Below are 24,654 nucleotides of genomic sequence, written 5' to 3' on the forward strand. Positions count from 1 at the left end.
TACTCCTACACGCTATAAAGTTAAAAAATATTATCGGGATTTCCAACACTTAACGATAATTGTAGATAAGTTATTAATAAGTTATAGATAAGTTATTAATAAGTAAGGGGGTGGGAATACCGTTGGACGTGGCAAGCGCGCGGTGGTAATTCGTTGATTATTATCGTGTATTGTTAATTCTTTCGTCGGGAGCCGCGGGATGCCCCGGTTATTGTTAAAAAATACAAAACATTAACATCCGGTGTCTTTTTCGCCGGGTATTAATGTCGTAACTTGTGTTGGAGAAACCTACCTTGTTGGCAGGCGTTTGAATATTATTAACGAAAAAGAAGGATTATGAAAGAGAAATTTTACGGTTGTGCCTCCATGCGAGGCACGCACGGGGACAAGGTGTACTACCCCCACCAGTTCGAGGTGCGGACCATCGTGTCGCGCTCGCTCTCCGATAAAAAGAAGAAACTGGACGAGAACGTGGCGATGAACGACGTCGCTTTCGGTGGCCTGGGAAGCGAGGGCGGCTACCTGTTGCCCGCCACGCGGCTGGGATTTCCCCCCACGGGGAAGGCGGAAGCCTTCGGGCATTCCCGCTTCGTGGGGGTCAACGCCCTTGCCAAGGTGGCCACGGCGGTGAAGATCGACCCGACGAAGACGTACGATCCCAAGGTGAAACTCGAGTTGCAGTTCACGTGCCTGATCGATTACCCGAGCTTGATCCTCGCCCAAGGCAAAGTGCCGGCTATCCCGGTGACCGCCACGCTGAACGAGGAGACGCGCAAGGTGATTTGCGAGCAGGAGGGGGAGGAGCTGACCGGCTCGGACCGCCTCGCGGATGATTACGCGCAGGCAGTGGTGTATGACCCCATGAGTAAAACGTGTATCGTGACGCGGCTGCGCGACCGCTCGGAATCCGGCTCGACCTCCATCGCGCTGCCCGCGGGTGTGGACCTCGGCGCGGTGGTCGTTTACGCGTTCACGTGCCGTGCTGGCGGTAAGCCGACTTCCAACTCGGCGTGCTTGCTACACGACCCCACGAATAAAGTGGCCGTCGCCCGTATCGCCAAGGACATGGAGCTGGAGGTCGATCTCGACAAGTCGGTTGACAAATTCAATATCCTCGTCGACAAGGAAATCGGGCGGAGGAATGCCGCGTGGGAGAAGAAGCAACAAGAGGAGCTGGAAGCCCGGCAGAAAATGTTGGCGGAGAATCCAGCCGCGGAAGATGATGCCGATGACGAGGAAAAATTACTCGACGAGTTGTTCGCCGATTCCGTCGAAACGGCTTCTGCCCGGGAAGCCCGTGCCGCCATGTTCGCCGAGCGCATGGAAATCCTCGGGAAGAAAATCCACGCCCTCAAGCGGCGCCACGACAAGCGGAAGGAAGAAACGAAAAAGAAAAAGTAAAAGTAAAGCGGATGAAAAGAGATTGATGATTCAATCTCTTTTTAATTTTAAATCACAGGAACAGCCGGCACCATTCATCGAAACGGTCGGCGGAGTCCTTGCCGTGGAAGAGCATTTCCGCCCGGATCTTGCTGATTTTCTTTTCCCGGGTGAGATTGCTTTTCGAGTAGAATTTATCGGCAAAGGCAATTAATTTCTCTTCCAGCGTGACGGGTTGCATATCCCGGAGGGGCAGGGGCAGGTGTTTCTCTTCGATCATATCAATGGTAAGACCGGTGCCCGTGTGGCGTTCGCACACGAGGGCATGGCGGGGCAAGCCTTTCTCCCGGAGCAGGTCGGCACCGAGGTAGCCGTGGCAGATATAGGGATGTTCGCCAAAGCACCCGATGTCGGGAGCATTCGTGAGAAATATCCCGATGTCATGCAGCATGGCGGCTTCCTTGATAAAGGTGATGTCCAAGTCCATTTCCGGGTGGCGTATGGCAATGGCGAGCGCCTTATCCCTGACGAGTTGGCTGTGTATCAGAAGGCTTTGACCCGCTAGGGAGTTTAAAGTGTAATATTCGCGTATAATGTCTAACGGTTGTATCATTTGTTCATTTTTTTAAGGGGACAAATATAGATGTTTATAAGATTCATTCAGTTGGTAAAGTTCATAAAGTTTCTTTACTTTATAAACTGATCCTTTTATTTTGTTTTCTTTTAGAGTCATGTACGAATAAAAGTTCTTTTTGGTTGTGTAATAGTCGGTGAACTTTTATAACTTTGTCTGTTTTTTGACGCGGGAGCGTGCGGGGGGGGAGAATGTTGAATTTCCAAGTGAACAAGATATGATCAGAATTAATGTTAATCTATTGGTTGATGCCGGGGTACGTGCCGAGGTCACGAGTTTATTGACCGAGATGGCGGAGCTTTCAAGGGGAGAGCGAGGCTGTATCGGGTACGAGATATTGCAAAATTGCCGTCTGGACGACACGTTGATGATCGTGGAAACGTGGGAGAACGAGGCGGTGCTGGCGGTGCACAAGGAGAGCGCGCATTTCACGCGGATTATCCCCCGGGTGCGGGAACTGGCAAGGGAGATGACGAGCCGGAAGTTCACGACGATGGCTGCCGTGGACGAGGCGGTGACGGGACGCCGCACGGCACGGGAGTACACGCCGGACAAGGTGTGCACGGAAGTGGTCGAGCGGGTCGCGAGAGCCGGGATGTACGCGCCCTCGGTGAAGGATCGCCGCCCGTGGGAATTTTTCGTGATGGAGGACGGGAAGCACTTGCACGAGCTGGCGGAGATGTTGCCGGGAGCCGGGGCGTTGCGGACCGCGCCGGTGGCGATACTCGTCTGTTGCAACACCCGGTTGGCGGGGTTGGACGGCGGCAACTGGCCACAGGAGCTGGGGGCTTGCGTGCAGAATATGCTGTTGCAGGCTTACGGCGAGGGGTTGGGCACGACGTGGATCGGGGTGTACCCGAGGATGCATCTCGTGCACGAGGTGAAGAAAGCATTGCACTTGTCGTCGGAGTTCGTGCCTTTTGCCGTGGTGGCACTCGGGAAAGCAGCCGGGGAAACGGATTCTGTCGCGGAGCGTTATGACCCGTTGAAAATACATTTTATAAGTCGTTAAAATTATTCTTGAAAATAACAGAAAAAGGCAAACTTTTTGTAGTTTCTATCCGTTAAAAGGGTATATATATTAAAAATTAGACGAACATGAAACACGAAACTACAAATTTACTGCTGGGTCTGGGTATAGGCGCCGTAGTTGGAGTGGCTGTCGGGTACCTGATGGTTGCCGACAACCGGAAGAAATTGGCTGAAGAGTTTGATCACGCCGTTTCCAAAGTGAAGGACGAGGTGAAGAGTGCTTATTCAAAAGCAAAATCAAAAGCGGAGGAAGCACGTGAACACGTGACTGAAAATGTACACGAGGTGGCTGAAAAAGTAGCGGGGAAGGCTGAAAGAGCGGCTGCCGAAACGAAGTAAGGCGTATGGAGAACTTTGCCGAGAAGACTTTCTCCGGGTTGAAAAACGATGTTTCAACTTACGTGGAAACGAGGCTTGAGCTACTAAAACTGAACACGTACGAGAGGGTTGCCAAGACTGTGGCGGTCTTCTCGTACGGTATTGTTTTGGTGTTGCTGGGTTTCTTCGCTATTCTTTTCTTGTTCCTCGCCCTTGGATTTTTCCTCGGTGAGATGTTAAACAGTATGGCGCTTGGATTTTTACTGGTGGTGGGGATGTACCTGTTGTTGTTTTGTGCCATCCTGTGGTTCCGGGAGAAGATCAGCGCGAAGGTGATGAACGAGATTATAACCGCAATGATGAGTAAAGATGAAAAAGAGGACGAACAAACCGCCGACCCCACTGGAGATGCTGAAGGCGGAACAGAAACGGGTGCGTGAGAGTTGCCGTTTGCAGGAAGAACGACTGAACGAGGATTTTCGGTTTATCCACCGCCATTCCGGGAAATTACTATTTTCCGGTATATCATCATTGTTTTTTTCCAACAAGAAGGACGATACCCCGAACGAGGACACGGAAGGGCGCGGGGCACCCATGCTGGGTGCCATGTTCAAAGACCTTTCGCCCATATTGATGGAAGTGGCTGTGCCCATCGTGTTGCGCTGGGGCGTGGGGCGGATCGGCAGGTTATTTGGAAAGCGGGGGTAGTTTCAGCCTGAATATATCGGAAACCTGCCGGAACCCGTGGTGCTCGAAGAAGCGATGGGCGGAATGGTTGTTGACGCCCGATTCGAGGTAACAATCCCGGATGCCTTTTGCCTTGAAGCTTTCGGTGGCTTGTTGCAGGAGTTGTTGCCCGATACGTTTGCCCCGGTAGGCGGGATCGACGCTGAGGTCGAAGATCACGCCGTAGGGGAGAGCCCCGTCGTCCGTGATGCCGAACAGGACGAAACCGACGATGTCGTCGCCCTCGAGGTAAAGTAGCAGGGTGTTGTTCGGGTCTGCCACTTGGCGGTCGAGGTATTGCAACCACATTTCCTTGTAGTTCGGGGCTAGTTCATCGCTGTCGAGGGCAATGCCCATTTGTAGCTCCCCGTGCGAGATGTAAGCCTTGTGGCTCTCGATGACGCGGGAGAAAAACTCGCAAAGGAGTGTTCTATACTCTGTTGTGTATGTTTTTATCATATTGGGTTTATTAAATTACACGTGATTTTTTTCTTGTACGTTTTTTCTTCAAATAATGTATGATTACCCGGAAGAGTACTTTCATGCTGAAATAGATGCCGACGGAGGTGATGATAACGAGCAGGACGGCGGTGAACACGCCTAATTCCCTGGAGATCATCGAAAAGACGGGCGCTTCCCCGTTGCCTTCCAGCAGTACCCCGAAGAGGGAGGCGATGGAGATGAACAGAAGAATGTTCTTCGTGCTGTTCGCTTCTTTCAGGTCGGCGATGTTGTTGGCATTGGTAAGGGATTTGTCCACCCGTTCGGTGATTTCCTTCAATTGCCGTTCGTCGTCCTCGATGCGCAGGCGGCGGCTGGTTTCGTGGTACATGTGTTTGTGCGACATATACCGGAGGTAGCGTACCGAATCGAGTTGCAGGATAATGTCCGAGAGGGCGATGCTCAACCGGGCGTTCTGCTCGATCATATCCAGTATCTTGTCGTTTATGATGGTGAAACCGGGTTGCCCGTCCCTCGAGTCCGCTTTGCTGTTTTCCTTGATCGCCCGGCGGGAGTTGAAGATATATTTGTTGAGCACGTAGTTGATGGTGTGCTTTTTCGCCAGCAGGATTTCGACTAGCACGAGGTATTCAGGCCAGCTGACGTGGTAGCGGTCCCGGCGCGCGAGGTGCTTTTTCCAGTCGGTGGGAGCTTCTTTGCCCCGGTTGCCGTAGGTGCCGACCACGAGGCTCATGTTCTCGTTCGCCAGCACGAGGTCGTCCGTGTCGATGGCGATGTTCTTGCCGCAGATGTCCTCGAAGCTGGAATCCATGCGGTAAGGCCATTCCTCGGGGTAGAGCGTCATCAGCCCCACGAGTTCTGCCTTGTGGCATTGCTCGATGTGCTCGATCACCTTGTCCTCGCTCAGTTCGTCGAAACGGACACGACCGGCATGACTGACCGATTCCCAGATGTCGAGGAAGATGTAATTGTGGTCGCCGTATTCAAATTCTTTCTCTTCTTGTGGTTTCGGGTAATCCCGGAGGGGCTGCCTGTCGAAGAAGTAACGGTAGCGTTTCTGCACTTCCTCGAAGGTGATGCCTTTGGTTTTTACCTCGGTGGGGTGGAACGTGGATCGCTCGTCAAGGTGCAGGTCGCCGATGGTGACTATTTTCAGGGAACCGTCTATCTCTTGTCCTTTCAGTTTCCTGTTGTACACCCAATGCTCCACGTGCTGCACGATGCCTGCCACGGCAATCAGTTGATCCGTGTTGAAGGGAACATCCGTCTGGCAGAACCGGGTGTTGTTGATCTTGCCTGTTTTTGTCACGATGATACGGTAGGATATTTCTACCGTTTTGTTGAAAAAGACGGTAGCCCGCACGTGTACCCGCCCCCACAGGCGGGCAGGGGTTAGTCCCCCGATGTCGATGCAGATGTCAAAACCTTTCAGGCGGTAGCGTTCAATGCGGGGACCCGTGTGGGGTTCCTTGCGCTCGTGCTTGTGCCGGAAAGCCGACTCGTCCCAAGGATGTTCGGGGCAAGTGTTGGTAAACAGTTGATCGTCGAAGTTCCCGTCACAATCCCTCTTGATGAAGGGCTTGAATTCAGGCTTCTCCAAGTCGGGAATCTCTATCCCGGGGGAGGTAAAAGTCTGTATCAATATAATGGAAAATTCATTGTATACCAGACCACATTCACACTGGTTATAGTTTTTCATAGGCTACAGGTTTCGTGCAAATGTAACGATTTTCTATTAAAAAATACAACTTTGTACCAGTTCCTTCACGAACGGGGTTGCCGGGGAATTCCGGATACGGTCGGGTGTGTCGAGTTGTTCGACGTGCCCTTTGTTCATGACCATAACCCGTGTCCCGAGTTTTAGCGCTTCTTTGATGTCATGGGTGATAAACACGATGGTTACCTCCAGTTGCTCGTGTATGCGGATGATCTCGTTTTGCAGCATCTTGCGGGTGATTTCATCGACGGCGCCAAAAGGTTCGTCCATTAGCAGGATGTCCGGGTTGGCGGCAAGGGCTCGGGCGATGCCTATGCGTTGGCGTTGCCCGCCGGAGAGTTCCGCCGGATAACGGTCGAGCATATCGGGTTCAAGTCCCACGACCCCGATCAGGCGCTCCACGGCGCGGCGGGTTCTTTCCTTATCCCGGTGGTTGAGCAGGCTGGGGACGTAGGCAATATTCTTGCGGACGGTCATGTGGGGGAAAAGCCCGATGCCTTGTATGACGTAACCGATGTTGCGGCGCAGCAGGGTTTGGTTCTCTCTCGAGATGTCTTTCCCGTCCACGTATATCATCCCGAAAGTGGGGGCGATGAGCCCGTTGATAAGTTTCAGTACCGTGGTCTTGCCGGAACCGGAACTCCCGATGATGGTGAGGAACTCGCCCCGGCGGATTTCAAGATTGAAGTCATTGAGTATTTCCCGTTCGCCGTACGATTTCGTGACGTGTTCAAAACGGATAGCTATATCATTTCCCATGGTCGTATTCTTGTTTTAAAAGACCTTTCTTTTGCAGGAATTCGGCAGCCACTTCACGCTCGAGGCGGTGTTTCACGTCCACCTCGTGGTTGAGGTTTACCATTTCCGAGTCGGTCAATATACCTTGCATCTTCGCGAGTATCGCTTCCAGTTCGGGGTGTGCCGCGAGGGTTTCTTCCCGCACCACCGTGGCACAGTAGTAGGAGGGGAAGAAGTGTTTGTCGTCGTCGAGCACGGTGAGGTCAGCTCCACTGAGTTGACCGTCGGTCGTGAAGATGTTCATCACGTCGATGTTGCCCGACTTGATCGCCTCGTATTTCAAGCCGATGTCCATGTCTAGGTTTTTCTTGAACTTGAAGTCATAGAACGCGCAGAGGTCGGAGTAACCGTCGTTGATCTCGTAGAAGTCGTATTCTGCACCGAAAATAAACCGGTCGGGATAGCGTGCCAGATCGGAGAAGGTCTTCAAGTGATATTTCTCCGCCGCGGCGTTGCTGACCGCGAGGCTGTAAGCGTTGTTGAAACCGTAGGGAGCCACCCACTTGAGCCCGTACTCCCGAGAGTATTCTTTTTGCAGTTCGGCGTAAAGCTCGTCGGGCGGTAGTAAGGTGTCTTTTTTCAAGATCACGAGCCAGCCCGTGCCCGTGTATTCCGGGTAGAGGTCGAAGTCGCCCTTGACCATTGCCGGGTGTATGTTGCTCGTGCCTCCACCCACGCCCTTGGTGATCTTCACGTGGAGGTCGGAGTTCTCTTCGATGAGCAAGGAGAGCATTTCTCCTAGAATAAATTGTTCGGTCATGGGCTTGGTGGCGATATGGATGGTGTCCTTTCCGGAATTGCACCCCCACAGCAACACGAGCCCGATGAGCGCTGTAAGTGAATAATATTTCATGCATTTTCTCATATTAGTTTACGTTTTCTTTTTATGTATTTCTCGTAGCGTCCCACGCCCCAGTCCGCCAGTAAGGCGAGCACGGCGATGAGCAAGCTGCCGGCAATGGTCATTGCCGAATTGTTGGTGGTGATTCCCCGGTAGATGGCAACACCCAGTCCTCCCGCGCCGATAAAGGCGGCGATACCGGTGAGGGCAATGGTCATGACTACCATGTTGCGGATGCCCGACAGGATCACCGGAAATGCCAGCGGTATTTGTATCTTGTAAAGGATCTGGAAGGTGGTGCTTCCCATGCCTCGTGCCGCCTCGATGATCTCCCGGTCGATACCCGCGATGCCCGTGTAGGTGTTGTGCACCATGGGCAGGAGGGCGTATATCGAGAGGGCAATGATGGCGGTCGTGTTGCCGATGCCCGAGAAGGGGATCAGGAAGCCGAAGAGGGCGATGGACGGTATCGTGTAGATAAAGTTCGTGAGCCCGAGCACCGTGGAGGAGCTTTTCCGGTAGAGGCTGATCAGGATACCTAATCCCAAACCGATAACGGCGGCAACCACGATGGATATTAACGATATCTGGAGATGTTCCCCCGTGAGGTTCAGGAAGAAACTCCAGCGATCGACGTATAGCGAGTAAATTTCTTTTATCATCTTGTACGGTTTTAGTTAAAAATAATAACCCACGTTCACGTTAAAACGGGCGTGCCATGAATTGCTCTCGCCACCGGTACCGAAGCCGTTCCAGTCGGGACCCAGCCAACCGTGGTTTTTCCCCATGGCATAGTCGACGTACACGAGGACGGGACTGCAATCGAGCATACAGCCGGTGACGTTTTGGTAGCTGTTCTTGAAGTCGTTGTTTTGCTTGTCAAGGCACCCGAAGTCATTGTACACTTGTACGCTCTTTAGTAACTTGCGGTTCACGGGGAAAGTATACCCGGCACTCAGCATATAGAGATTCGCCTTGGCTGACACGAGATAGGGGGCTCCCTAGGCGGTCATGGACACCACCTCGTCGTCATCATCCGCGGCATTTTTAGGATGCATGGCATAGGTGGCTGCCTGTGCTTTCAGGCTCACGCGGTTCCACAGGAGTTCGTAGTGCAGGGCAAAGGCGTAACGCGTGCCGTTATTCCGGGTATCGAGGTTGTAGAGTTGCCCGAACTCTGCCGAGGCTCCCAACCGTTGCCGGGAGCGTTCACCGAACTTATAGAAAGCCTGCCCGTTGAATTGGTTGATTTCCTTGTTGCGCCCGGCAACGTCGTAACCATAACGGTCATCGGAAGTTTCGTCGTCCGACCCGAAGAGTAACTCGTCCGCGTTCTTGAAGAAGGCGAAGGCGTAATCCCAGCGGTCACCCGTGTGGAGGTACTTGATTCCCATGTCGGAGTCGTCTTCCAAGCCGACGTAATAGGCTATCTGTAAAAAGAAATTGTGAGAAGCCACGGGTTGTATCCCGAAAGGTACGCCTGTCAGACCGACTTGCAGTTGGTTTTTCTCGTTGAACTGGTAGCCTATCCACCCGTATTTCAGCATGGGACCGCCGAAGTCCTTGCTATAAAAACGATAGTCCGCGCTCAATATGATGTTGCGGTATGATCCCGTCAGTTTGAAATACAAGACGTCGAACCCGAAGTCACCGCCCCGGTCACGATGTCCCGCTTTCCAGTCACAGAAGTTATAATTGAAACGAAGCGCTCCGCCTAGCCTGAATTTCGGGAGTTCCCTCTCTCTTTCCTGAGCGGGAAGGGATGCCGTGATAAATAGCATCCATATGGCTAATAATAGTTGTTTATTTTTCATACACCAATCTTTTGTTTTCTATGTATAACGGAAGTTAAGAGATTTGGGTTTGCCTAAAATTATATTTTGTTTGCAGAATCCGTGTGGATATAACTAAATAGCTAAAAAGTAAAACTATTTTAAGGGTCTTCCCGTTAAAGGAATAACACGAGGAGAGATTTTTCACTCGTGACATGAATTTGAAATAGGATATTATGGATAAGAAATTTTTGAACTATACGGATTGGCAACAGACTGCCGACACGATGCATATGTATTTGCAGATGCTGGGGAAGGTGAAGCTCGTGCGTTGCCACCAGCGTCCGGAGTGGGCGCATGTGCGTTTGTACCTCACGATAGAAGGGCTTTCCACGGGTATCATTCCCGGTGACGATTCGCCTTTCGAGATACAGGCTAATTTTATGAAACACATGATTATCTTCCGCAACGGCAACGGGAAAGAGGTGAGTTTTGCACTGCATGACGGGCTTTCCGTGGCAGAGTTTTACGGGCACTTTATGAAGTCGCTGGAAGAGATCGGTTCCCCGACCACCATTAACGTGAGGGCGCAGGAGTTCTACGACCCGATAGATTTCGACAAGGACACGAAGCATCGTCATTACGATAAGGAGGCGGTGCAGTTGTGGCACCGGAACCACCTTTTCGCTCACGAGGCTTTACGGGGATTCCTTTCCCGCTTCCGGGGGAAAGTGGATGGTCCGGCATATTATTTCGGGACGATGGATCTCACGGGTATCGTGTACAGCGGAGAATCTGCACCTTTCGGGATGAAAAAGGCGATTTCCGATCCCGCTTTCGACGAGCGTTATTTCGAGTGCGGCTTTTGGCCTGGTGACCCGAATTATCCCCGTCCCGCTTTTTACGGTTTACCTTACCCGTTTATCAGTGACCTGAAAGGTAATGACCATTTGATTCGTCCGACCATGGCAATATTCAAGCCGGAAAAGAAGGAATTCTTCCTGACGCTTGAAGATGCCTTTGCTTATGACGATCCTTTTGATGCCGTCCGGCAATTCCTGCAATCGAGTTTCGATATTATGCAGAAAGTGCGCCCGTGGCAGCATTTGGACTGGATAACTACACCACTAACATACGCTAATTAGCAAACGAGGAGAGGCTGCTTTAGGGCAGCCTTTCTATTTTATGATTTTAGTATAGGATGAAATTATTTTTCTTCAGCATCTCGATTGCCTGTTTCTCGTGGGCGAGGAGAGGGGCTAACTCCGACGGGGTCAAGCTTGATTTGGCAGGCACGAAAACGGTAGAAGGGTATTTCATAATGATGTCGTGCAACACCTTCGCCCGCCTCATGTGGAAGTCGGAAGTCACTACCAACAAGATGTCTGGTTGTTCCCTCTCGATTATCGCTTTCGATATCCTGAAGTCCTCTACCGTGTTGGTAGATAACGTGAATTGCAGGAAGTCTTCTTCTTTCACGCCTCTTTGCATGAGGTATTGTTTCGCGTAATAGGCGTGCGGGTGAGGGGTTCGGTTAAAACTGTCCCCGAAACCACCCGTGCAGAGGATGCGGGTGTTGTTATTGTTCGTGTAGAGGGAATAGGTACATTCCAGGCGGTCTAAAGCAATTCGGCTTAAATGTCCCCGGTCATCGTTCGGTCCCCCGAGTGTCATTATTATGTGGTTCATCGTTTTATCATTTAAAGTTCAAAAATAGTTCTTTTCCCGTGGGAATTGTTTCTTGTAACGAGAAAAGATAGATTTTGTTTGTTCCGGATTAAAAGTTTACCTTTGCGGAAAAGGTACGTTTATGATAGATCAATCCGTGATATGTGCAATCGCAACCGCTCCCGGCATGGGGGCATTAGCCGTGATCCGGCTCTCCGGGAAAGGCTGTGTCGAACTTTGTGACCGGCTGTTTGTTTCTCCCTCGGGAAAACGATTGGCAACGGTGTGCCCGAACACGGTGCATTTCGGAAAGATCATGGACGGGGAGGAGATGGTTGACGAAGTACTGGTGACCGTTTTCCACGCCCCGCACTCTTTCACGGGAGAGGACTCTGTCGAGGTGTCCTGCCACGGTTCCGTCTATATCCAGCAACGTTTGTTGCAATTATTGATTGCTTCCGGTGCCCGTTTGGCTACCCCTGGGGAATTCACGCAACGGGCTTTCCTGAACGGCAAAATGGATCTTTCTCAGGCGGAAGCCGTTGCCGACCTGATTGCCTCATCCTCATCTGCTGCCCATAAAATGGCATTGAGCCAAATGCGGGGAGGTTTCTCCGAGGAGTTGATGAAGTTGCGCATGGAACTTTTGCGTATCACCTCGTTACTCGAGTTGGAACTCGATTTCTCGGAAGAGGATGTCGAGTTTGCCGATCGTTCCGAACTGCGTTCCATTGCCGTGGGGATTGATACCCTGATCTCCCGGTTGTGTGATTCTTTTTCTTTGGGCAACGTGATTAAAAACGGTCTCCCGGTTGCTATTGTCGGGAATACTAACGTGGGAAAAAGTACCCTGCTGAACGCTCTTCTCCGGGAAGACCGTGCTATCGTTTCCGACATAGAGGGTACTACCCGTGACGTCATCGAGGATACCATCAACCTGCAAGGCATCACCTTCCGCTTTATTGACACCGCCGGCATCCGCCACACCGATGACAAAGTGGAAAGCATGGGAATCGAACGTACTTTCTCCAAGATCGAACAAGCCCGTATCGTCTTGCTCTTGGTCGATACAACCAGAGATATTTCAAACTTTACCCCATACTATACCCGTGTCAAAGAACGCCTAGCCCCGGATGCCCGCCTGATTATCCTGCCCAACAAGATCGATCAATCCGAAAGCCCGGACTCCCTTGTTTCAGAAATTGCCACTCTCTCCCTCGGTGAAATTATCCTCCCGATCTCCGCGAAGACGGGGCATAACATCCCTAACCTAGTGGAGCATCTCATCTCCACCGTCAACCTTTCCGCCCTTTCTTCCAGTGACGTCATCGTCAGCAACGCCCGCCACTACGAAGCCTTATCCCACGCCCGCTCTGCCATCGAACGTGTCATCTCCGGTCTGGACACCCACCTCAGCGGTGAATTCATCTCCCAGGATATCCGCGAATGCCTCCACTATCTTGGCGAAATCACCGGGCAGATCACTACGGATGAAGTACTGGGGAATATATTCAAGAATTTTTGCATCGGGAAATGATATATCGCAATTAACCGCAACGAATTAGAACCAATTATAATGAAGTCGCTGAAATTCAGCGGCTTTTTTATTTATTCCAAATCCAGTTCATAGCGATTGGATAGTGTTGTTCACCATATTTTTCTACCGTATTTCTACCGCGAAACAAATCGGGGTTTGTCCCCGATGTCACAGTGACGCATTTGGCGACATGGGTGAACAATGGTTTACGTAGAGAGACAAAAAGGGAAATTAAATCTTTATGGTTTCACTAAAAATATGGAGAAAACAACATGGAAGTAAAAAGAATTTGTCAATGGTGTGGTAAACCTTTTATAGCTCAGAAAACCACCACCAATTATTGTAGTCCCCAATGTTCTAAACGAGGCTACAAACATCGAATGAAAGAGCGAAGAATGGAGCTCATTCAGAGTCAAGAACTGTTGGAGGTAAAGAAGATGCTGGAAAATCAAGAGTACTTTACCTTTTCACAAGCAGCTAAATTGATGGGAGTTTCTCGTCAGTACATCTACAAATTAGTCAAAGAGAATAAGTTGAGAGCAAGTCGGATTAGTTCACGAATGTCTTTTATTCGAAGAGCTGATATAGAACTTTTGCTTAAATCCAAACCTTATGAACGTGTGATGTCAAAAGTCGAATTTGATATTGCTGAATATTACACTGCTGAAGAAATTGCCAAAAAATACAAGGTCAACACCAAATGGGTATGGACTTATACACGGGAGCATAATGTGCCAAAAGTAAAAATCCGTCAGTTCAACTATTACAGCAAAAAGCATATTGATGCTGCTTTTGCCAAATACAAGACAGATAATGATCTGACCGCATGGTACACTCCCGAAGAGATAGAACAAAAGTATGGTATGAGTCGGGTTGCCATCCGCTCCCATGTCTATCGCAACAACATCCCGTCCAAGAAAGAACACGGTCAGATATTCTACTCGAAGCTACATTTTGACCTATCCAAGCAGACTGCCGAAGATAATGCTTCGGAGTACTACACCGTGCAGGAAGCCATGAAGAAATACAATCTCACACGGGATTCTGTCTATGGCATTCTGCAGTTCCACGAAATCAAACGTGAGAAGAAAGGTCGTTTCGTGAGATTCCTGAAAGTGGAATTTGATCATGTAATGGGTGTCAGAAAATAAGCCTAAGTCTGAATTTAGGCAGACCAGAAAATGATTCTAAAAATGAGCATTGTCTGTGTCAAGCCATTACGGACATTTGCAGCAAATCAAGTATAAACTAATAATAATTGTAACTATGTTAGAATGTAAAACAGTAACATTGAGAACACGTCCTTTGAAACATGGGATGCTTTCTTTCTATCTGGATTATTATCCGGGGTATCGTGACCAGGAAACAATGAAAACCATCCGTCACGAAGGATTGAACATTTATATTTATGCCAATCCTAAGAATGAACGTGAACGCAACTTCAATGCAACTATGTCGGAAAAGGCGGAAGCCATCCGATGCCGACGCTTTGAATCTATCGTTAATGACAGGTATGATTTCTTTGACAGGCACAAACTCAAAGCGGATTTTCTCGAATACTACCGCAAGCAGCTTCGCAAGCATGACCAAAAGTGGGAATTTGTGTACCACCATTTCTACAACTTCGTTCATGGCAAATGTACTTTTGAAGAAATTGACATTGACCTTTGTAATAAGTTTCGTGAGTATCTGCTAAATGCCAAGCAACTCAGGCGTGACGGTCGCATTTCAAAGAACTCTGCTTCCGGCTATTGGTCAACATTCAGGGGACTTTTGAAAATCCTTTATCGCAATCAGCTAATCAAGACCAACATCAATGACTTTTTGGATAAAATCGAAACGGAAGATACTCCAAAAGACTATCTAAGTGTGGAAGAACTTTACAAATTGGCTGAGACACCTTGCAAAAAGCCGATTCTGAAGACAGCGGCATTGTTTTCATGTCTGACTAGTCTTAGAATCAGCGACATACTATCGTTGCAATGGCATGAAATTGTTGACTTTGCAGCCGGAGGAAAATGTGTCCATACAATTACCCAAAAGACCAAGACGGAGGACATCATTCCAATCAGTGACGAAGCCCTGCAATTGATCGGCTATTCTCCGGAAAAAAACGGATTAGTATTTAAAGGATTGAAACGAAGTTGGACACAGCAACCCATGAAAGAGTGGATTCGCAAAGCCGGTATTACCAAAAATATCACTTTCCACTCCTACCGAAGAACATACGCAACACTTCAAGGAGCAGCCGGCACAGACATACGTACCATTCAAAGTAATATGGCACATAAAAGTATCACCACGACACAACGGTACATGAAAGTCGTAGACAGTAACAAGCGTGAAGCCAGCAACAGAATCTCTTTAATCCGCAAGTAAGAATTAAGGTTCAAATAATCCCGTTTTTATAGCTCAGAGTATGATATTTTGCATCAAATCATACTCTGAGCGTATTTTTTCTTAAATCCTGAACGATTATCTATTACAAACAGCAACTATTTGGAAATCTGCATATACATTTGTCTTATTGTAAAACTCAAACAGTATCAGTTTATGACGAATAGTATTAAAATCTCTCCTCAAAGAACCAGTTTCATACTTTCAGTAAGTGTCATCCTTTACTGGGCAACAGACTCCTATTTATATCTCAGTTGCCATATCAACCTGATGGAATATTCCACTCCAGTTATTTTATATATCACGGCAATGATACTTGTCTGTGGAGTACTTCAGCGTTTCTTTTTCCGATTCATTACAAAGAATGAATTGAGTTTGTCTTTTGGCAAGCAAGTAAGACCTCTACCCGAACAAATTAAGGAGATTGATCCGGAGTGCCCAAAGGACAAGGATATAAATCCGGAAAACTTAGTTGTAAAACATGATTATATGGATAATTATGAAGTGCGTGTAGCCGAAATTGAACGTGAAAAAGCAGAAAGGCAGGCAGACATTAAGCGTGTCATTCATGAATATACCACATTTGTAATGACGGAATTTCTTTCAAAAGAAGATCTTGAAATTCTACATGAAAACATAGAGTATTTTGTGCACGGACAGTCTGATTTATACAAGCCAATCCGTTCAAAAGTAGATAATTCCCTCCGTTCTATTGATCTGATGCATTTCGTATGGAACATCGGGGAGAGATTGGGCATTTCTCTTATAGATAGAGCAACATTCATACATACTATATTCCCACATGAACTAAAAGATGCTTCGATTAAATATCTGGCTAAAAATCTCCGAACATGCGGAGTTTGCAAAATAGCCCTTGATATTCCTAAAGCCGGAGATTATCACTTCAAGTGTATGAAAGAAGCCCAAGAATAAAAAGCAAATTCAACCGATTAGGGTTATTCAACACAGACTGAAATATTATTGCCTTCTGATAGTTGTCAGCATTACATCATTGTGTTGGTTTGCAGCATGTTTAACAAAAACAATGTTATATATGCAAAAAGACAAACTGACCTTCAATGACCTGCCTGAAGTGGTAGGCGAACTCTGCGAGAGAATCTCAAGTATGGAAAATCTGTTGACAGAAAAACTTCATCAGCAGCATAACGAGGTAAAAAAAGACACCCATGTTCCAATGACCGTTGATGAAGTCTGCGAATATTTAGGTATCTCGAAATCATCCTTTTATTACAAAGCCAAGCATGGTGGTATTCCAATCATCAAACAAGGAAAACACTTGTTTGTCTATCGTGATGAATTGGACAAATGGTTGGAAAGCGGCAGAAAAGGAGAATCGCCTATAAACATAGAGGAAGAACACGCTCGAATGCTTGCAGCTACACGTCACAAAGCCAACCCTAAAGACTGGTAGGCTATGGGAACGCCAACATCCATTGAGAATCTTGCTCAGGTCGCTACAAGATGGCAAGATACCATGCTCAGTTTGGGAAAAGAGTACGAGCAGGAGCCGGAAGTTCTGAAAATAGGCGGAGTACCTATCGGGACATTGGGAAATTTCAGTGCATCCATAGGCAAGGCTAAAAGCAAAAAGACTTTCAATGTGTCAGCTATGGTGGCAGCAGCTTTGTCAGGGAAGGAAGTTCTTAACTACACAACGGACTTCCCTGAAGGAAAGAACCGCATCCTTTACATCGACACAGAACAAAGTCAAAACCATTGTATGATTGTGATGCATCGTATCATGAAACTGGCAGAGTTGCCGGCTAATGAGGATTGCGACCGTTTCTATTTTCTCGCACTACGCAAGTTCAACCCCAAGGAGCGTTTGGCTATCATAGATGATGCAATCAGTCAGATTGAAGGTCTCGGTTTCGTGGTGATTGACGGAATCCGCGACTTGGTCTATGACATTAATTCTCCGAGCGAAGCCACATGCGTAATCTCCAAACTCATGCAGTGGACTGACGAATACCAGATTCATCTTCACACCATCCTTCATCAGAACAAAAGCGATGAAAATGCCCGTGGACACATTGGCACGGAAATCAACAACAAGGCTGAGACTGTCATCCAAATCGAAAAAGACAAGGACGACAACAACATCAGCAAAGTGGAAAGTGTGCATACCCGTTCCAAAGACTTTCTGCCATTTGCCTTCTGCATCAATGACCAATCACTTCCCGAACTTCTGCCAGACTATGTGCCGACAAAAAAGAGCGTAGGTCGTCCCAAACAGGAACCCTTCTCCCCTTATAGGGACATCCACGAAACAATCCATCGCAAGGCTCTCGAACTGGCTTTTGAGGGAAGAGAAACTATTTCGGGATATAAGGCTTTGGAAGAAGAACTGACCATTGCCTACGAACTGGCAGGAACGAAATTTAATCACAACAAGATTGTGAAGATAATTCAGTTTCTCACGAACAAACGGATGGTGGTTCAGGAAAGCCGTGGCATTTATCGGTTCATGCCGGATTATCACTATTGACTCTCCACTTGACTTTATTCTAAAAGTGTCCATTCGTATATAAGTCAAAGTCTAAGTGCAACGACTGGTTTCATGATAATCCACGGAACTGGTCGCTGCCATTGATTGGGCTTGCCCGTTATACAAACATTATCTTGTATGGGGAGCCTAATACCCCAAGCGACCAATAGGTCGTTTGAGAGTGCCAAATCTCTCAGCAAGCTGATTGGTGAGAAAAAGGCGTTATTTGAGCCTTTTATCTTTTCGCCAGCCATCGGTATGCCTTTCTCGACAAAAACGAAATTTGTATACTTAATTGCTCACAGGGCTTGCCCATTATACAAACCTTATTGAGTTAGGGTAACTCAATACCCCAAGCGATAAATCGCTCGTGAGACTTTGCCAATCCTCTGCAAGCTGAATTTGGCATTATTGCGGTTTTGGAGTGTATTTCAGTTGTGCTTTTATGAACCTACTGGTTCTTTTATGAACTCTTATGTGAACTCTTTTCTTGCTTTTAAGTGGTATACTGGAGTAACATCGGTCACCATAAATGCAGATACTAGATGATGAACACAGAACTATTGTCCGAACACTTGCCAATTTAACGACATGAATCTGCCATATCCCAAAGGCGATTTTGCCAACCTCAAAATGACATTATAATTATTCAATATCCAATACAGGAGGACTATTATCTTCAAATCTATCAAAGTCAGATTGAAAAAGACGGTCTTGAATGATCCTGTACTTTTCAAACTCTGATTCAGCAAACTCTTTGGCATATTCGGTAGAAACCTTTCCGCTATCCTGTAATATCGGACTCTCAAATAAATTAATGAATTTGTCTATTCGCTTTGCCCAATCTTCCATTGTCATAGGTATATGACGCATAGCCATACTTTCTGCCATATCAAGGGACGCATTGACTATCCTACCCATTTCTTCTAATTCTTTTTCTCGCAAATAGTTCTTTGCTACAGACACATCTGTTTTGACAATTTTTCCATTCGGAGCGTTTTCCCAAGTGGTCAATCCCATGTGTTCCTTATTCGCATCGGCTCGTTCGACTATCAACTCCGCAGCAGTATGCCCATGCACAGCATAGTGCATTTTGTTCTGTATCTTTTTGAAGAAAAGACGAGTTGTCGGAGCATCTTTGTTATAGTCTATAGCCGTAGCATAAATATCGGTCAGTTTCTGATAAAAACGACGCTCACTCAGCCTTATCTCCCTTATTTCGGCAAGCAAATGTTCAAAGTAATCTACACCTAAGAAAGCCCCGTTCTCCATTCGCTTATGATCAAGCACATATCCACGGATGGCAAACTGACGAAGTACAAACGTACACCACTGGCGGAACTGAGTTGCTCGAACAGAATTAACTCTATATCCAACACTGATAATGGCATCAAGATTATAGAACATTGTTTGATAATTCTTCCCGTCTGCGGCAGTTGCCGAGTTTTTCTCGGTAACTGAATCTTTGACAAGTTCCCCAGATGCAAATATATTTTTTAAGTGCAGTCCAATATTGTCAGTTGAGCAATCAAAAAGTTGCGCCATAGCCTTTTGTGTTGCCCAAATGCTCTCTTCCTTATACATCACCTGAATCCCATCCTCTTTGCCTTCAAGCATGAAGATGAGAAACTCTGCTGTACTATTTCGTATCACTATATTTTGCGCCATATATAATAGTCTATAAGTCCTATTTTAACAGTTGTTCGGAAATCCCGAACAACTTCTTTTTGTGGTTCTCTCTTCAAATATACGTTTCAAATACCTGCTAATACATATTTAGCATGATAAGAATCATGCTTTTGCAACCAAATCCAAGAAATCGCCTTTGGCTTTATTAAAACTACGCCAATCTGGTGTTATTTCATAAAACTCACACAATTCTTGATACAATTCATCTAATTTATTTCCGTCAGTAATAGACGCACCCTGTTTAACAACATTAAGAAATCCCATTTGCTCAAAAGTTATTTTGGGAAGAGTAAAAGGTAAAATCCTCTTGTTTTCCAAAGCCCAGGCAGCTCCCATTTCATTTTTACAAACATCACTCTGATTATAGTTTTCAGAAATGAAAAGAAAAATAAAATCACAATCTCTCATGTTCTCAATAATCTTTTCACGGAAATCATCTCCTGTTCTAATAGTAGAAGTATCCAAAGTACAGAATAAATCACTATCCTTAAAGCCACAACCAACTTTCAATATTTCTTTGACAAAGCCATCGACAATTGTTTTATCAGAATGAGAGTGACTGATAAAGATTTTTCTTTTACCCTTTTTAGCATCAATATACTTATTCTTTAATATGTTTGTTATAGCATTTATCGCTCCAAATTGATAGGGCTGAACACATTGATTATAAGGGCTCTTTATATTTTGCAACTCCAACATTAAACGTTGAAAGCATTCTGGTTCCGTATCTTTAATCTCTACCATTAATTGATTTATAGTATTTATTAAAGCATCTCTTCCCGGACAACAAGGATTACAAGGTCTTCCTGGCTGCATTCCATTTATGGCTATAGCAACATTGTCACATGCTATAGCCGCATTTTCTATTATTTTTTTATTCATATTGGCCTCTTTTAATGTTATGTTGTATTATAATATAAATTGAATATCGCCAGAGATAATTTTAGGAAATATTGTTAACCAAAAACTCTTTATCTGATTCTTGCAACTCAGATTCTGAAATTAGCTCTAACTTAAACTTTAAAATTCTTCTCAGCTTAGTCTTGCCTCCTCCAGATAAAGCAAAATAATGACTAGAATAATTAACATCCCTAATCTTGTTGATGTATGAATCATATGATTCTTGGATACCATCCACTTCAAGAATATTTTTCAATATATCAAATAAGACAGATATTCCTATAGTTTTCAAAATTACACTATCATTTGTTGCATTATCCCATAAAATAGTTTTAACAGAACAAAAATATTTCTCTAATATTGAATACAACTCATCGTCCTTTGAGCCTAAATATAAGTACCTAAGTACTGGTTTCCCATTATTAGTAAGCACACTACGTGTTTTATCGCTCCATATACTAGTTTTCTTCATTGCTAACATATCACGATCTTTCTGAGGATTGCTAGATATTAAGCTCATAATGCCATCAACCATAGCAGCCGTTGAAAGTAGCCACTTATCCTTATTTACCAAATCTTCTAACTCAGAGAATAATGGAGCTAACTTAATCTTTTGATATAATGGAGACCCTTTAGTAAAATTAAATTTTCGTGTGAAATATACCGCCAATTTTTCTGGCGACCAAGTATTTTGAGGCTCATTTTCCACATCAAATCCAAATAGTTCTAGTGCCAAACTTTTATCTACACGCTTTTGATTACCATTAATTGTGGCAAATAAATATGCTTGATAAGGATTAGGCAAGTCAATAAAGATAGAACAAACAAGTTCTATATCTTTACAACTTTCCTCTGCAAAATTGAAAGCATTCAAACGATGTTGACCATCAATTACTAATGATGTGACTTTATCTGGTATGATAAGATTATAAATATCAGTGGAACCTGTTTGCTTAACATCCCATCTGTCCTCTATATCTTCAATAATTTTCCCGTCTCTATCAATATTTGCAGCTATCAATATTGATGTTGGAAAACTCATTTCATCAGACATTATAAAATTAGCAATTGCTTTTAACCGCTTTGGGTCTAGAGGTCTTTGATTCCCTTTTAAATTGCCATCTTTATCATATCTAGCAACAGATGATGTTGAAATTTTCAACAATTCCCTAGCTTTTATTTTTGCTATATAAAACTCCCCTAATGGTTGAACCACTTTTATTGCTTTTACTTCCATAGCTCTAATTACTTAAATTGTTCTATCCCTCCACCAAGTGCATTTGAACTATTGTCAAAAGTCTTATTATCACGGTTCTGATACCACCATAGTCTACAATATAATAAATAAGTTATACTTGCTAAAATAGCAGAAGCAACTATGCATTTCTCAAGAAGACCTATTACAATGCATGAGATAATAATGGGAACTGAAACAGCTATTAGCTCAACAATATCTTCATTATTTTCTATTCTTTTCGTCCTCATAAATGTCAAAATTCGCTCTGCTGAAGTATATACAGCCGCAATCGAAATCGTCAAAATTCCAACGACAATATCCTTGCAATCTATGTCCAAAAACAAAGCAGACATCCATATACTACTTGTACCAAACCCCATGAAAAAGACAACGAAAAATATCAATTTTCTCATATGGCATTTTAACCAATTTATTATCATATTCATCTCATAAATATTTCTTGTTTGACCCATTCCAAATCATTTGCTATTGATTGGTCTTGCATCATTTTCATTATGTAATAGAAACCTCCATTAGCATACTCATTTATCAAGTCTATTGCTTTTGTTGGTTCTTTCATAATGTCAAGAGAACCGACCTTAGCGATACACATACACAATAACGCTTCAGCATCTTTTTCGCCTCCACCATTACACATTGTATTCAAACTAAATGGCCTATCAGCTATTGGCGATTGTAAAGGTCTACGTTCGTTGTGTATAAAGCCAACAACGGCAGCCCAAACAAAACATTGCCAATGATAAGAAAATACATTGTAAGCACCGCCTTGTTTATTGGAAAATTTAAGGATTACATTATCCTTAACATTTTGCTCAAATGAAAACTTAATTTCAAATATATTTTCCATATAAGCTTTATTTTAAGATTGTTATTTGCGTTGAGACCTCGTGCTGACCACGATTAGAATCTCCACTATATATTTTACTCTCTAAATTGTAAATTCTTGACACGTTTCTTTGGCTTCGTAAATCAAGGTATTTATCGCTTTCCAAATCAACATCTTTGGTCAATATTATAGACTGTCCAAATATATCCTTGATACCAAGTAAATACTTATGAGTAGTTTCTAAGTCAAAACTTGATGTTGGAGCATCACTTATAAATGGATAATAGATACCCATTGCCTCTTGATTCAAAGATAATAATGCATTTATAATGCTCATCTTTTTTCTATCCTCATGGCTAGTGTTAAGACCAGCATCAAATTCAATAGAATAATCCTCACCAATCCTTACATTACCTTTATAACCATTATCATGTTCTGTAAACTTTGCATAAAAGATATTTGCCCTTTCTTCAATTTTATGAAGCAAATCTTTTCTAGCACTTTCCTGAACTCTCTTACATATATCTTCAAGGAATGTTGAAATATGTTTCCATTCTGTCTCTGGAACTTTTGCAACAGTTGTATCTTTTATACCTAACTTTTCCAGTTCTCGTTCTGCAACGCGCAATTCGCTCCGATAATTATTAAGAGTCTGCTTGGAAACTTCTAATTTCTTCTGTTGAGTTTCTAGGTTACTTCTACTTGCTCGTATTGTAGAGTTGATAATTCCAGCTGTTTCTGCTTGGGTTACTGGATCCACTCCATGCTTCTTCTTTATCTCTTCTATTTGCTCGTCTAACTTGCGTTTCTCCTCTTGCTTTCTTCTTCGTTGAGCCATAAATTTTTCCAGTTCATCTTCACTGTCTTTCCATTGCTTATCAATTTTTGATAAGGATATTAGTAAGGAATCTGGATAATCCTGAATCTTACCAACAAACATATTAAACTGTTTAGACAGTTGCATATTGCTGGTATATTCTTCCATCTCCTTTAAATACTCTTCTTGCAACCTTAATCTTTCTGTTATATAATGATATGGAGCATCTACTTCTGTAAATTCAGTACCACACACAAAACATTTTTTATCCTTAAGTATCTCTTCTAACTTTGAGCGACTAGGATTATCTAAATACTTCTTTTCGGGTACAGTGTATTCTTCCTCTTTATGCTTCTCAATAATGTCTTTACATTGTTGAATCATCGGTTCTATCCCACGAAGGATCCACAAAGATGGAAGCTTTTCTCTCTGAAATTCATCAATACGAGTCGTTTCTGACAAGTATTTGCTTATTTCATTTTCGCAATCCTTATACTTCTTTACCAACATCGAATAGCTCGCTAATCCTGAAATTTTTGTTTCTCCATCAGCTAAAGCTATTTTGATAGTTTCAATATTAGCCTCAAGTTGCTTCTTATTTTCTTCTTCTTTAGCAATCTTGTAGTTCAAAGTATCAATGGTAGACAATAATTCTCTAACACTTGAATTATGCTTGTTTACTTCTTTCAATTTGCGGCTTTCAATTCCAGTAATCTTCAATTTGGACTTGCTGATTATTTCTGAAAGTTTCTCATAGTAAGGAAAATAAGAAATATGTTTTACGGCTGCTTTTAATGTCTCTTTATTTCTAAAATTAATAAGGCTCTCAAGTGATTCACCCTGAAACCAAATGTAGTTTCTTATACCATCAGGGAATAATTCGTTAATTTTATCCTCTGCAATCATATCGTTAAGTACCTTTGTCCCTGTATTGGAATCAAAAGATACTTTCAACATATTAGGTCTTACTTGCCATGCATTATCAGAATCCCACTCATTTTCATCAAGTCTTAATGCACTGACAGAACGTTCTATTATATAATTTACACCTCTATCATCTTCAATCTCTATCTGTACAGATGCAATAATTTCATCATTTATTTGTGCTTTAAATAAAGCTCTTTTATTGATGAACTCATAACGCTGCATTGCAAATTTTGCTGATTGTGGCAGACTGTCAGTTGTACACCAACCAATCCCAGTGATATATATCTTACCGAATAACACCCAATAAAAGGCATTAAATAATTTGGATTTTCCTTTTCCACCATTACCTATAATAAGATTCAAACCATTAGAAAAATCCATAGTCTGACTTTCATGGTAAGATTGGAAATTTTCGATAGTAATATTTTTGATAATCATAATTTTAC

General features: G+C 44.6%; 27 protein-coding genes. 12 read left to right on the forward strand and 15 right to left on the reverse strand.

Going from position 1 to position 24,654, the window contains the following annotated elements:
• Positions 1-336: 336 nt before the first annotated feature.
• The gene (locus BN8899_RS16110) at positions 337-1,401 is read left to right on the forward strand and encodes a hypothetical protein (RefSeq protein WP_065220165.1); all 1,065 of its coding nucleotides are present in this window, start codon (positions 337-339) and stop codon (positions 1,399-1,401) included.
• A gap of 52 nt (positions 1,402-1,453) precedes the next feature.
• On the opposite strand, the gene BN8899_RS16115 is transcribed toward BN8899_RS16110, so the two are convergent.
• Positions 1,454-1,990: an HD domain-containing protein gene (locus tag BN8899_RS16115; protein ID WP_026207266.1), complete on the reverse strand. Its 537-nt coding sequence runs from the start codon at positions 1,988-1,990 to the stop codon at positions 1,454-1,456.
• 241 nt (positions 1,991-2,231) lie between these two features.
• On the opposite strand from BN8899_RS16115, the gene BN8899_RS20485 reads away from it, so the two are divergent.
• The 4 genes from BN8899_RS20485 (at position 2,232) to BN8899_RS16135 (ending at position 4,072) form a co-directional block, all read left to right on the forward strand.
• Positions 2,232-3,026 carry a nitroreductase family protein gene (locus BN8899_RS20485; RefSeq protein ID WP_148375487.1) on the forward strand — a complete coding sequence of 265 codons (795 nt, stop codon included), beginning with the start codon at positions 2,232-2,234 and terminating at the stop codon, positions 3,024-3,026.
• Between the two features lie 86 nt (positions 3,027-3,112).
• Complete coding sequence (locus BN8899_RS16125) at positions 3,113-3,385, forward strand: YtxH domain-containing protein (RefSeq protein WP_018336520.1); 273 nt, start codon at positions 3,113-3,115, stop codon at positions 3,383-3,385.
• A 5-nt stretch (positions 3,386-3,390) separates the two neighbouring features.
• Positions 3,391-3,804 carry a phage holin family protein gene (locus BN8899_RS16130; protein ID WP_018336519.1) on the forward strand — a complete coding sequence of 138 codons (414 nt, stop codon included), beginning with the start codon at positions 3,391-3,393 and terminating at the stop codon, positions 3,802-3,804.
• A complete protein-coding gene (locus BN8899_RS16135) occupies positions 3,773-4,072 on the forward strand; it encodes a hypothetical protein (RefSeq protein ID WP_065220166.1) in 300 nt (99 codons plus the stop codon). The genes BN8899_RS16130 and BN8899_RS16135 overlap by 32 nt, the downstream gene beginning before the upstream one ends.
• Here the strand turns inward: BN8899_RS16135 and BN8899_RS16140 are convergent.
• The 7 genes from BN8899_RS16140 to BN8899_RS16165 are packed head-to-tail and all read right to left on the reverse strand — an operon-like array spanning position 4,052 to position 9,722.
• The gene (locus tag BN8899_RS16140) at positions 4,052-4,549 is read right to left on the reverse strand and encodes a GNAT family N-acetyltransferase (protein ID WP_018336517.1); all 498 of its coding nucleotides are present in this window, start codon (positions 4,547-4,549) and stop codon (positions 4,052-4,054) included. The genes BN8899_RS16135 and BN8899_RS16140 overlap by 21 nt on opposite strands.
• A gap of 10 nt (positions 4,550-4,559) precedes the next feature.
• Positions 4,560-6,251, reverse strand: a complete 1,692-nt coding sequence (locus BN8899_RS16145) for a hypothetical protein (protein WP_065220167.1) — start codon at positions 6,249-6,251, stop codon at positions 4,560-4,562.
• Positions 6,252-6,287: 36 nt separating this feature from the next.
• The gene (locus BN8899_RS16150) at positions 6,288-7,028 is read right to left on the reverse strand and encodes an ATP-binding cassette domain-containing protein (protein ID WP_065220168.1); all 741 of its coding nucleotides are present in this window, start codon (positions 7,026-7,028) and stop codon (positions 6,288-6,290) included.
• Positions 7,018-7,932, reverse strand: a complete 915-nt coding sequence (locus BN8899_RS16155; RefSeq protein ID WP_231932403.1) for a glycine betaine ABC transporter substrate-binding protein — start codon at positions 7,930-7,932, stop codon at positions 7,018-7,020. The genes BN8899_RS16150 and BN8899_RS16155 overlap by 11 nt, the downstream gene beginning before the upstream one ends.
• The gene (locus tag BN8899_RS16160; protein WP_082987099.1) at positions 7,929-8,570 is read right to left on the reverse strand and encodes an ABC transporter permease; all 642 of its coding nucleotides are present in this window, start codon (positions 8,568-8,570) and stop codon (positions 7,929-7,931) included. Before BN8899_RS16160 ends, BN8899_RS16155 begins: the two co-directional genes overlap by 4 nt.
• Positions 8,571-8,585: 15 nt before the next feature.
• The gene (locus tag BN8899_RS21220) at positions 8,586-8,870 is read right to left on the reverse strand and encodes a hypothetical protein (RefSeq protein WP_231932404.1); all 285 of its coding nucleotides are present in this window, start codon (positions 8,868-8,870) and stop codon (positions 8,586-8,588) included.
• A gap of 39 nt (positions 8,871-8,909) precedes the next feature.
• Positions 8,910-9,722, reverse strand: coding sequence for a hypothetical protein (locus BN8899_RS16165; RefSeq protein WP_231932405.1), 813 nt, complete (start codon positions 9,720-9,722; stop codon positions 8,910-8,912).
• Between the two features lie 194 nt (positions 9,723-9,916).
• Here BN8899_RS16165 and BN8899_RS16170 point away from each other — a divergent pair, with 194 nt between their 5' ends.
• A complete protein-coding gene (locus BN8899_RS16170) occupies positions 9,917-10,825 on the forward strand; it encodes a DUF5996 family protein (RefSeq protein WP_065220169.1) in 909 nt (302 codons plus the stop codon).
• Between the two features lie 46 nt (positions 10,826-10,871).
• On the opposite strand, the gene BN8899_RS16175 is transcribed toward BN8899_RS16170, so the two are convergent.
• A complete protein-coding gene (locus tag BN8899_RS16175; protein ID WP_065220170.1) occupies positions 10,872-11,369 on the reverse strand; it encodes a YdcF family protein in 498 nt (165 codons plus the stop codon).
• 121 nt (positions 11,370-11,490) lie between these two features.
• On the opposite strand from BN8899_RS16175, the gene mnmE reads away from it, so the two are divergent.
• The 6 genes from mnmE to BN8899_RS16205 all read left to right on the forward strand — a co-directional run bounded on the left by mnmE (position 11,491) and on the right by BN8899_RS16205 (position 17,791).
• Positions 11,491-12,885, forward strand: a complete 1,395-nt coding sequence (gene mnmE / locus BN8899_RS16180; RefSeq protein ID WP_065220171.1) for a tRNA uridine-5-carboxymethylaminomethyl(34) synthesis GTPase MnmE — start codon at positions 11,491-11,493, stop codon at positions 12,883-12,885.
• 272 nt (positions 12,886-13,157) lie between these two features.
• Positions 13,158-14,036 (forward strand): helix-turn-helix domain-containing protein, encoded by an 879-nt coding sequence (locus BN8899_RS16185; protein WP_065220172.1) that lies wholly within the window; start codon positions 13,158-13,160, stop codon positions 14,034-14,036.
• Between the two features lie 115 nt (positions 14,037-14,151).
• Positions 14,152-15,264, forward strand: a complete 1,113-nt coding sequence (locus tag BN8899_RS16190) for a tyrosine-type recombinase/integrase (protein ID WP_065220782.1) — start codon at positions 14,152-14,154, stop codon at positions 15,262-15,264.
• Between the two features lie 174 nt (positions 15,265-15,438).
• On the forward strand, positions 15,439-16,215 hold the full coding sequence (locus BN8899_RS16195) for a hypothetical protein (protein ID WP_065220173.1): 777 nt from the start codon (positions 15,439-15,441) through the stop codon (positions 16,213-16,215).
• 121 nt (positions 16,216-16,336) lie between these two features.
• The gene (locus tag BN8899_RS16200) at positions 16,337-16,714 is read left to right on the forward strand and encodes a helix-turn-helix domain-containing protein (RefSeq protein ID WP_065220174.1); all 378 of its coding nucleotides are present in this window, start codon (positions 16,337-16,339) and stop codon (positions 16,712-16,714) included.
• A gap of 3 nt (positions 16,715-16,717) precedes the next feature.
• Complete coding sequence (locus tag BN8899_RS16205) at positions 16,718-17,791, forward strand: AAA family ATPase (protein WP_065220175.1); 1,074 nt, start codon at positions 16,718-16,720, stop codon at positions 17,789-17,791.
• 645 nt (positions 17,792-18,436) lie between these two features.
• Here the strand turns inward: BN8899_RS16205 and BN8899_RS16215 are convergent.
• The 6 genes from BN8899_RS16215 to BN8899_RS16240 form a co-directional block, all read right to left on the reverse strand.
• Positions 18,437-19,459 (reverse strand): virulence RhuM family protein, encoded by a 1,023-nt coding sequence (locus BN8899_RS16215; RefSeq protein WP_065220177.1) that lies wholly within the window; start codon positions 19,457-19,459, stop codon positions 18,437-18,439.
• A 123-nt stretch (positions 19,460-19,582) separates the two neighbouring features.
• Positions 19,583-20,362 carry a toll/interleukin-1 receptor domain-containing protein gene (locus tag BN8899_RS16220; protein WP_065220178.1) on the reverse strand — a complete coding sequence of 260 codons (780 nt, stop codon included), beginning with the start codon at positions 20,360-20,362 and terminating at the stop codon, positions 19,583-19,585.
• Between the two features lie 61 nt (positions 20,363-20,423).
• A complete protein-coding gene (locus tag BN8899_RS16225; protein ID WP_065220179.1) occupies positions 20,424-21,617 on the reverse strand; it encodes a DNA phosphorothioation-associated DGQHR protein 1 in 1,194 nt (397 codons plus the stop codon).
• Between the two features lie 8 nt (positions 21,618-21,625).
• Entirely contained in the window at positions 21,626-22,030 is a 405-nt protein-coding gene (locus BN8899_RS16230; RefSeq protein WP_148375490.1) for a hypothetical protein, read from the reverse strand.
• Between the two features lie 29 nt (positions 22,031-22,059).
• Positions 22,060-22,485, reverse strand: a complete 426-nt coding sequence (locus BN8899_RS16235) for a hypothetical protein (RefSeq protein ID WP_065220180.1) — start codon at positions 22,483-22,485, stop codon at positions 22,060-22,062.
• Positions 22,486-22,492: 7 nt separating this feature from the next.
• Positions 22,493-24,646 carry an AAA family ATPase gene (locus tag BN8899_RS16240; protein ID WP_065220181.1) on the reverse strand — a complete coding sequence of 718 codons (2,154 nt, stop codon included), beginning with the start codon at positions 24,644-24,646 and terminating at the stop codon, positions 22,493-22,495.
• Positions 24,647-24,654 lie beyond the last annotated feature (8 nt).

The sequence above is a fragment of the Butyricimonas sp. Marseille-P2440 genome (genome assembly GCF_900091675.1).
Taxonomy (GTDB): domain Bacteria; phylum Bacteroidota; class Bacteroidia; order Bacteroidales; family Marinifilaceae; genus Butyricimonas; species Butyricimonas synergistica.

Coding starts and splice junctions, on each gene's coding strand:
- BN8899_RS16220 (WP_065220178.1), bottom strand. CDS start 20,362: ATGAATAAAAAAATAATAGAAAATGCGGCTATAGCATGTGACAATGTT.
- BN8899_RS16230 (WP_148375490.1), bottom strand. CDS start 22,030: ATGAGAAAATTGATATTTTTCGTTGTCTTTTTCATGGGGTTTGGTACA.
- BN8899_RS16145 (WP_065220167.1), bottom strand. CDS start 6,251: ATGAAAAACTATAACCAGTGTGAATGTGGTCTGGTATACAATGAATTT.
- BN8899_RS16135 (WP_065220166.1), top strand. CDS start 3,773: ATGCTGAAGGCGGAACAGAAACGGGTGCGTGAGAGTTGCCGTTTGCAG.
- BN8899_RS16185 (WP_065220172.1), top strand. CDS start 13,158: ATGGAAGTAAAAAGAATTTGTCAATGGTGTGGTAAACCTTTTATAGCT.
- BN8899_RS16165 (WP_231932405.1), bottom strand. CDS start 9,722: ATGAAAAATAAACAACTATTATTAGCCATATGGATGCTATTTATCACG.
- BN8899_RS16125 (WP_018336520.1), top strand. CDS start 3,113: ATGAAACACGAAACTACAAATTTACTGCTGGGTCTGGGTATAGGCGCC.
- BN8899_RS16190 (WP_065220782.1), top strand. CDS start 14,152: ATGTTAGAATGTAAAACAGTAACATTGAGAACACGTCCTTTGAAACAT.
- BN8899_RS16155 (WP_231932403.1), bottom strand. CDS start 7,932: ATGAGAAAATGCATGAAATATTATTCACTTACAGCGCTCATCGGGCTC.
- BN8899_RS16215 (WP_065220177.1), bottom strand. CDS start 19,459: ATGGCGCAAAATATAGTGATACGAAATAGTACAGCAGAGTTTCTCATC.
- BN8899_RS16110 (WP_065220165.1), top strand. CDS start 337: ATGAAAGAGAAATTTTACGGTTGTGCCTCCATGCGAGGCACGCACGGG.
- BN8899_RS16205 (WP_065220175.1), top strand. CDS start 16,718: ATGGGAACGCCAACATCCATTGAGAATCTTGCTCAGGTCGCTACAAGA.
- BN8899_RS16240 (WP_065220181.1), bottom strand. CDS start 24,646: ATGATTATCAAAAATATTACTATCGAAAATTTCCAATCTTACCATGAA.
- BN8899_RS16200 (WP_065220174.1), top strand. CDS start 16,337: ATGCAAAAAGACAAACTGACCTTCAATGACCTGCCTGAAGTGGTAGGC.
- BN8899_RS16175 (WP_065220170.1), bottom strand. CDS start 11,369: ATGAACCACATAATAATGACACTCGGGGGACCGAACGATGACCGGGGA.
- BN8899_RS16195 (WP_065220173.1), top strand. CDS start 15,439: ATGACGAATAGTATTAAAATCTCTCCTCAAAGAACCAGTTTCATACTT.
- BN8899_RS21220 (WP_231932404.1), bottom strand. CDS start 8,870: ATGCTGAGTGCCGGGTATACTTTCCCCGTGAACCGCAAGTTACTAAAG.
- mnmE (WP_065220171.1), top strand. CDS start 11,491: ATGATAGATCAATCCGTGATATGTGCAATCGCAACCGCTCCCGGCATG.
- BN8899_RS16170 (WP_065220169.1), top strand. CDS start 9,917: ATGGATAAGAAATTTTTGAACTATACGGATTGGCAACAGACTGCCGAC.
- BN8899_RS16140 (WP_018336517.1), bottom strand. CDS start 4,549: ATGATAAAAACATACACAACAGAGTATAGAACACTCCTTTGCGAGTTT.
- BN8899_RS16235 (WP_065220180.1), bottom strand. CDS start 22,485: ATGGAAAATATATTTGAAATTAAGTTTTCATTTGAGCAAAATGTTAAG.
- BN8899_RS20485 (WP_148375487.1), top strand. CDS start 2,232: ATGATCAGAATTAATGTTAATCTATTGGTTGATGCCGGGGTACGTGCC.
- BN8899_RS16150 (WP_065220168.1), bottom strand. CDS start 7,028: ATGGGAAATGATATAGCTATCCGTTTTGAACACGTCACGAAATCGTAC.
- BN8899_RS16130 (WP_018336519.1), top strand. CDS start 3,391: ATGGAGAACTTTGCCGAGAAGACTTTCTCCGGGTTGAAAAACGATGTT.
- BN8899_RS16160 (WP_082987099.1), bottom strand. CDS start 8,570: ATGATAAAAGAAATTTACTCGCTATACGTCGATCGCTGGAGTTTCTTC.
- BN8899_RS16225 (WP_065220179.1), bottom strand. CDS start 21,617: ATGGAAGTAAAAGCAATAAAAGTGGTTCAACCATTAGGGGAGTTTTAT.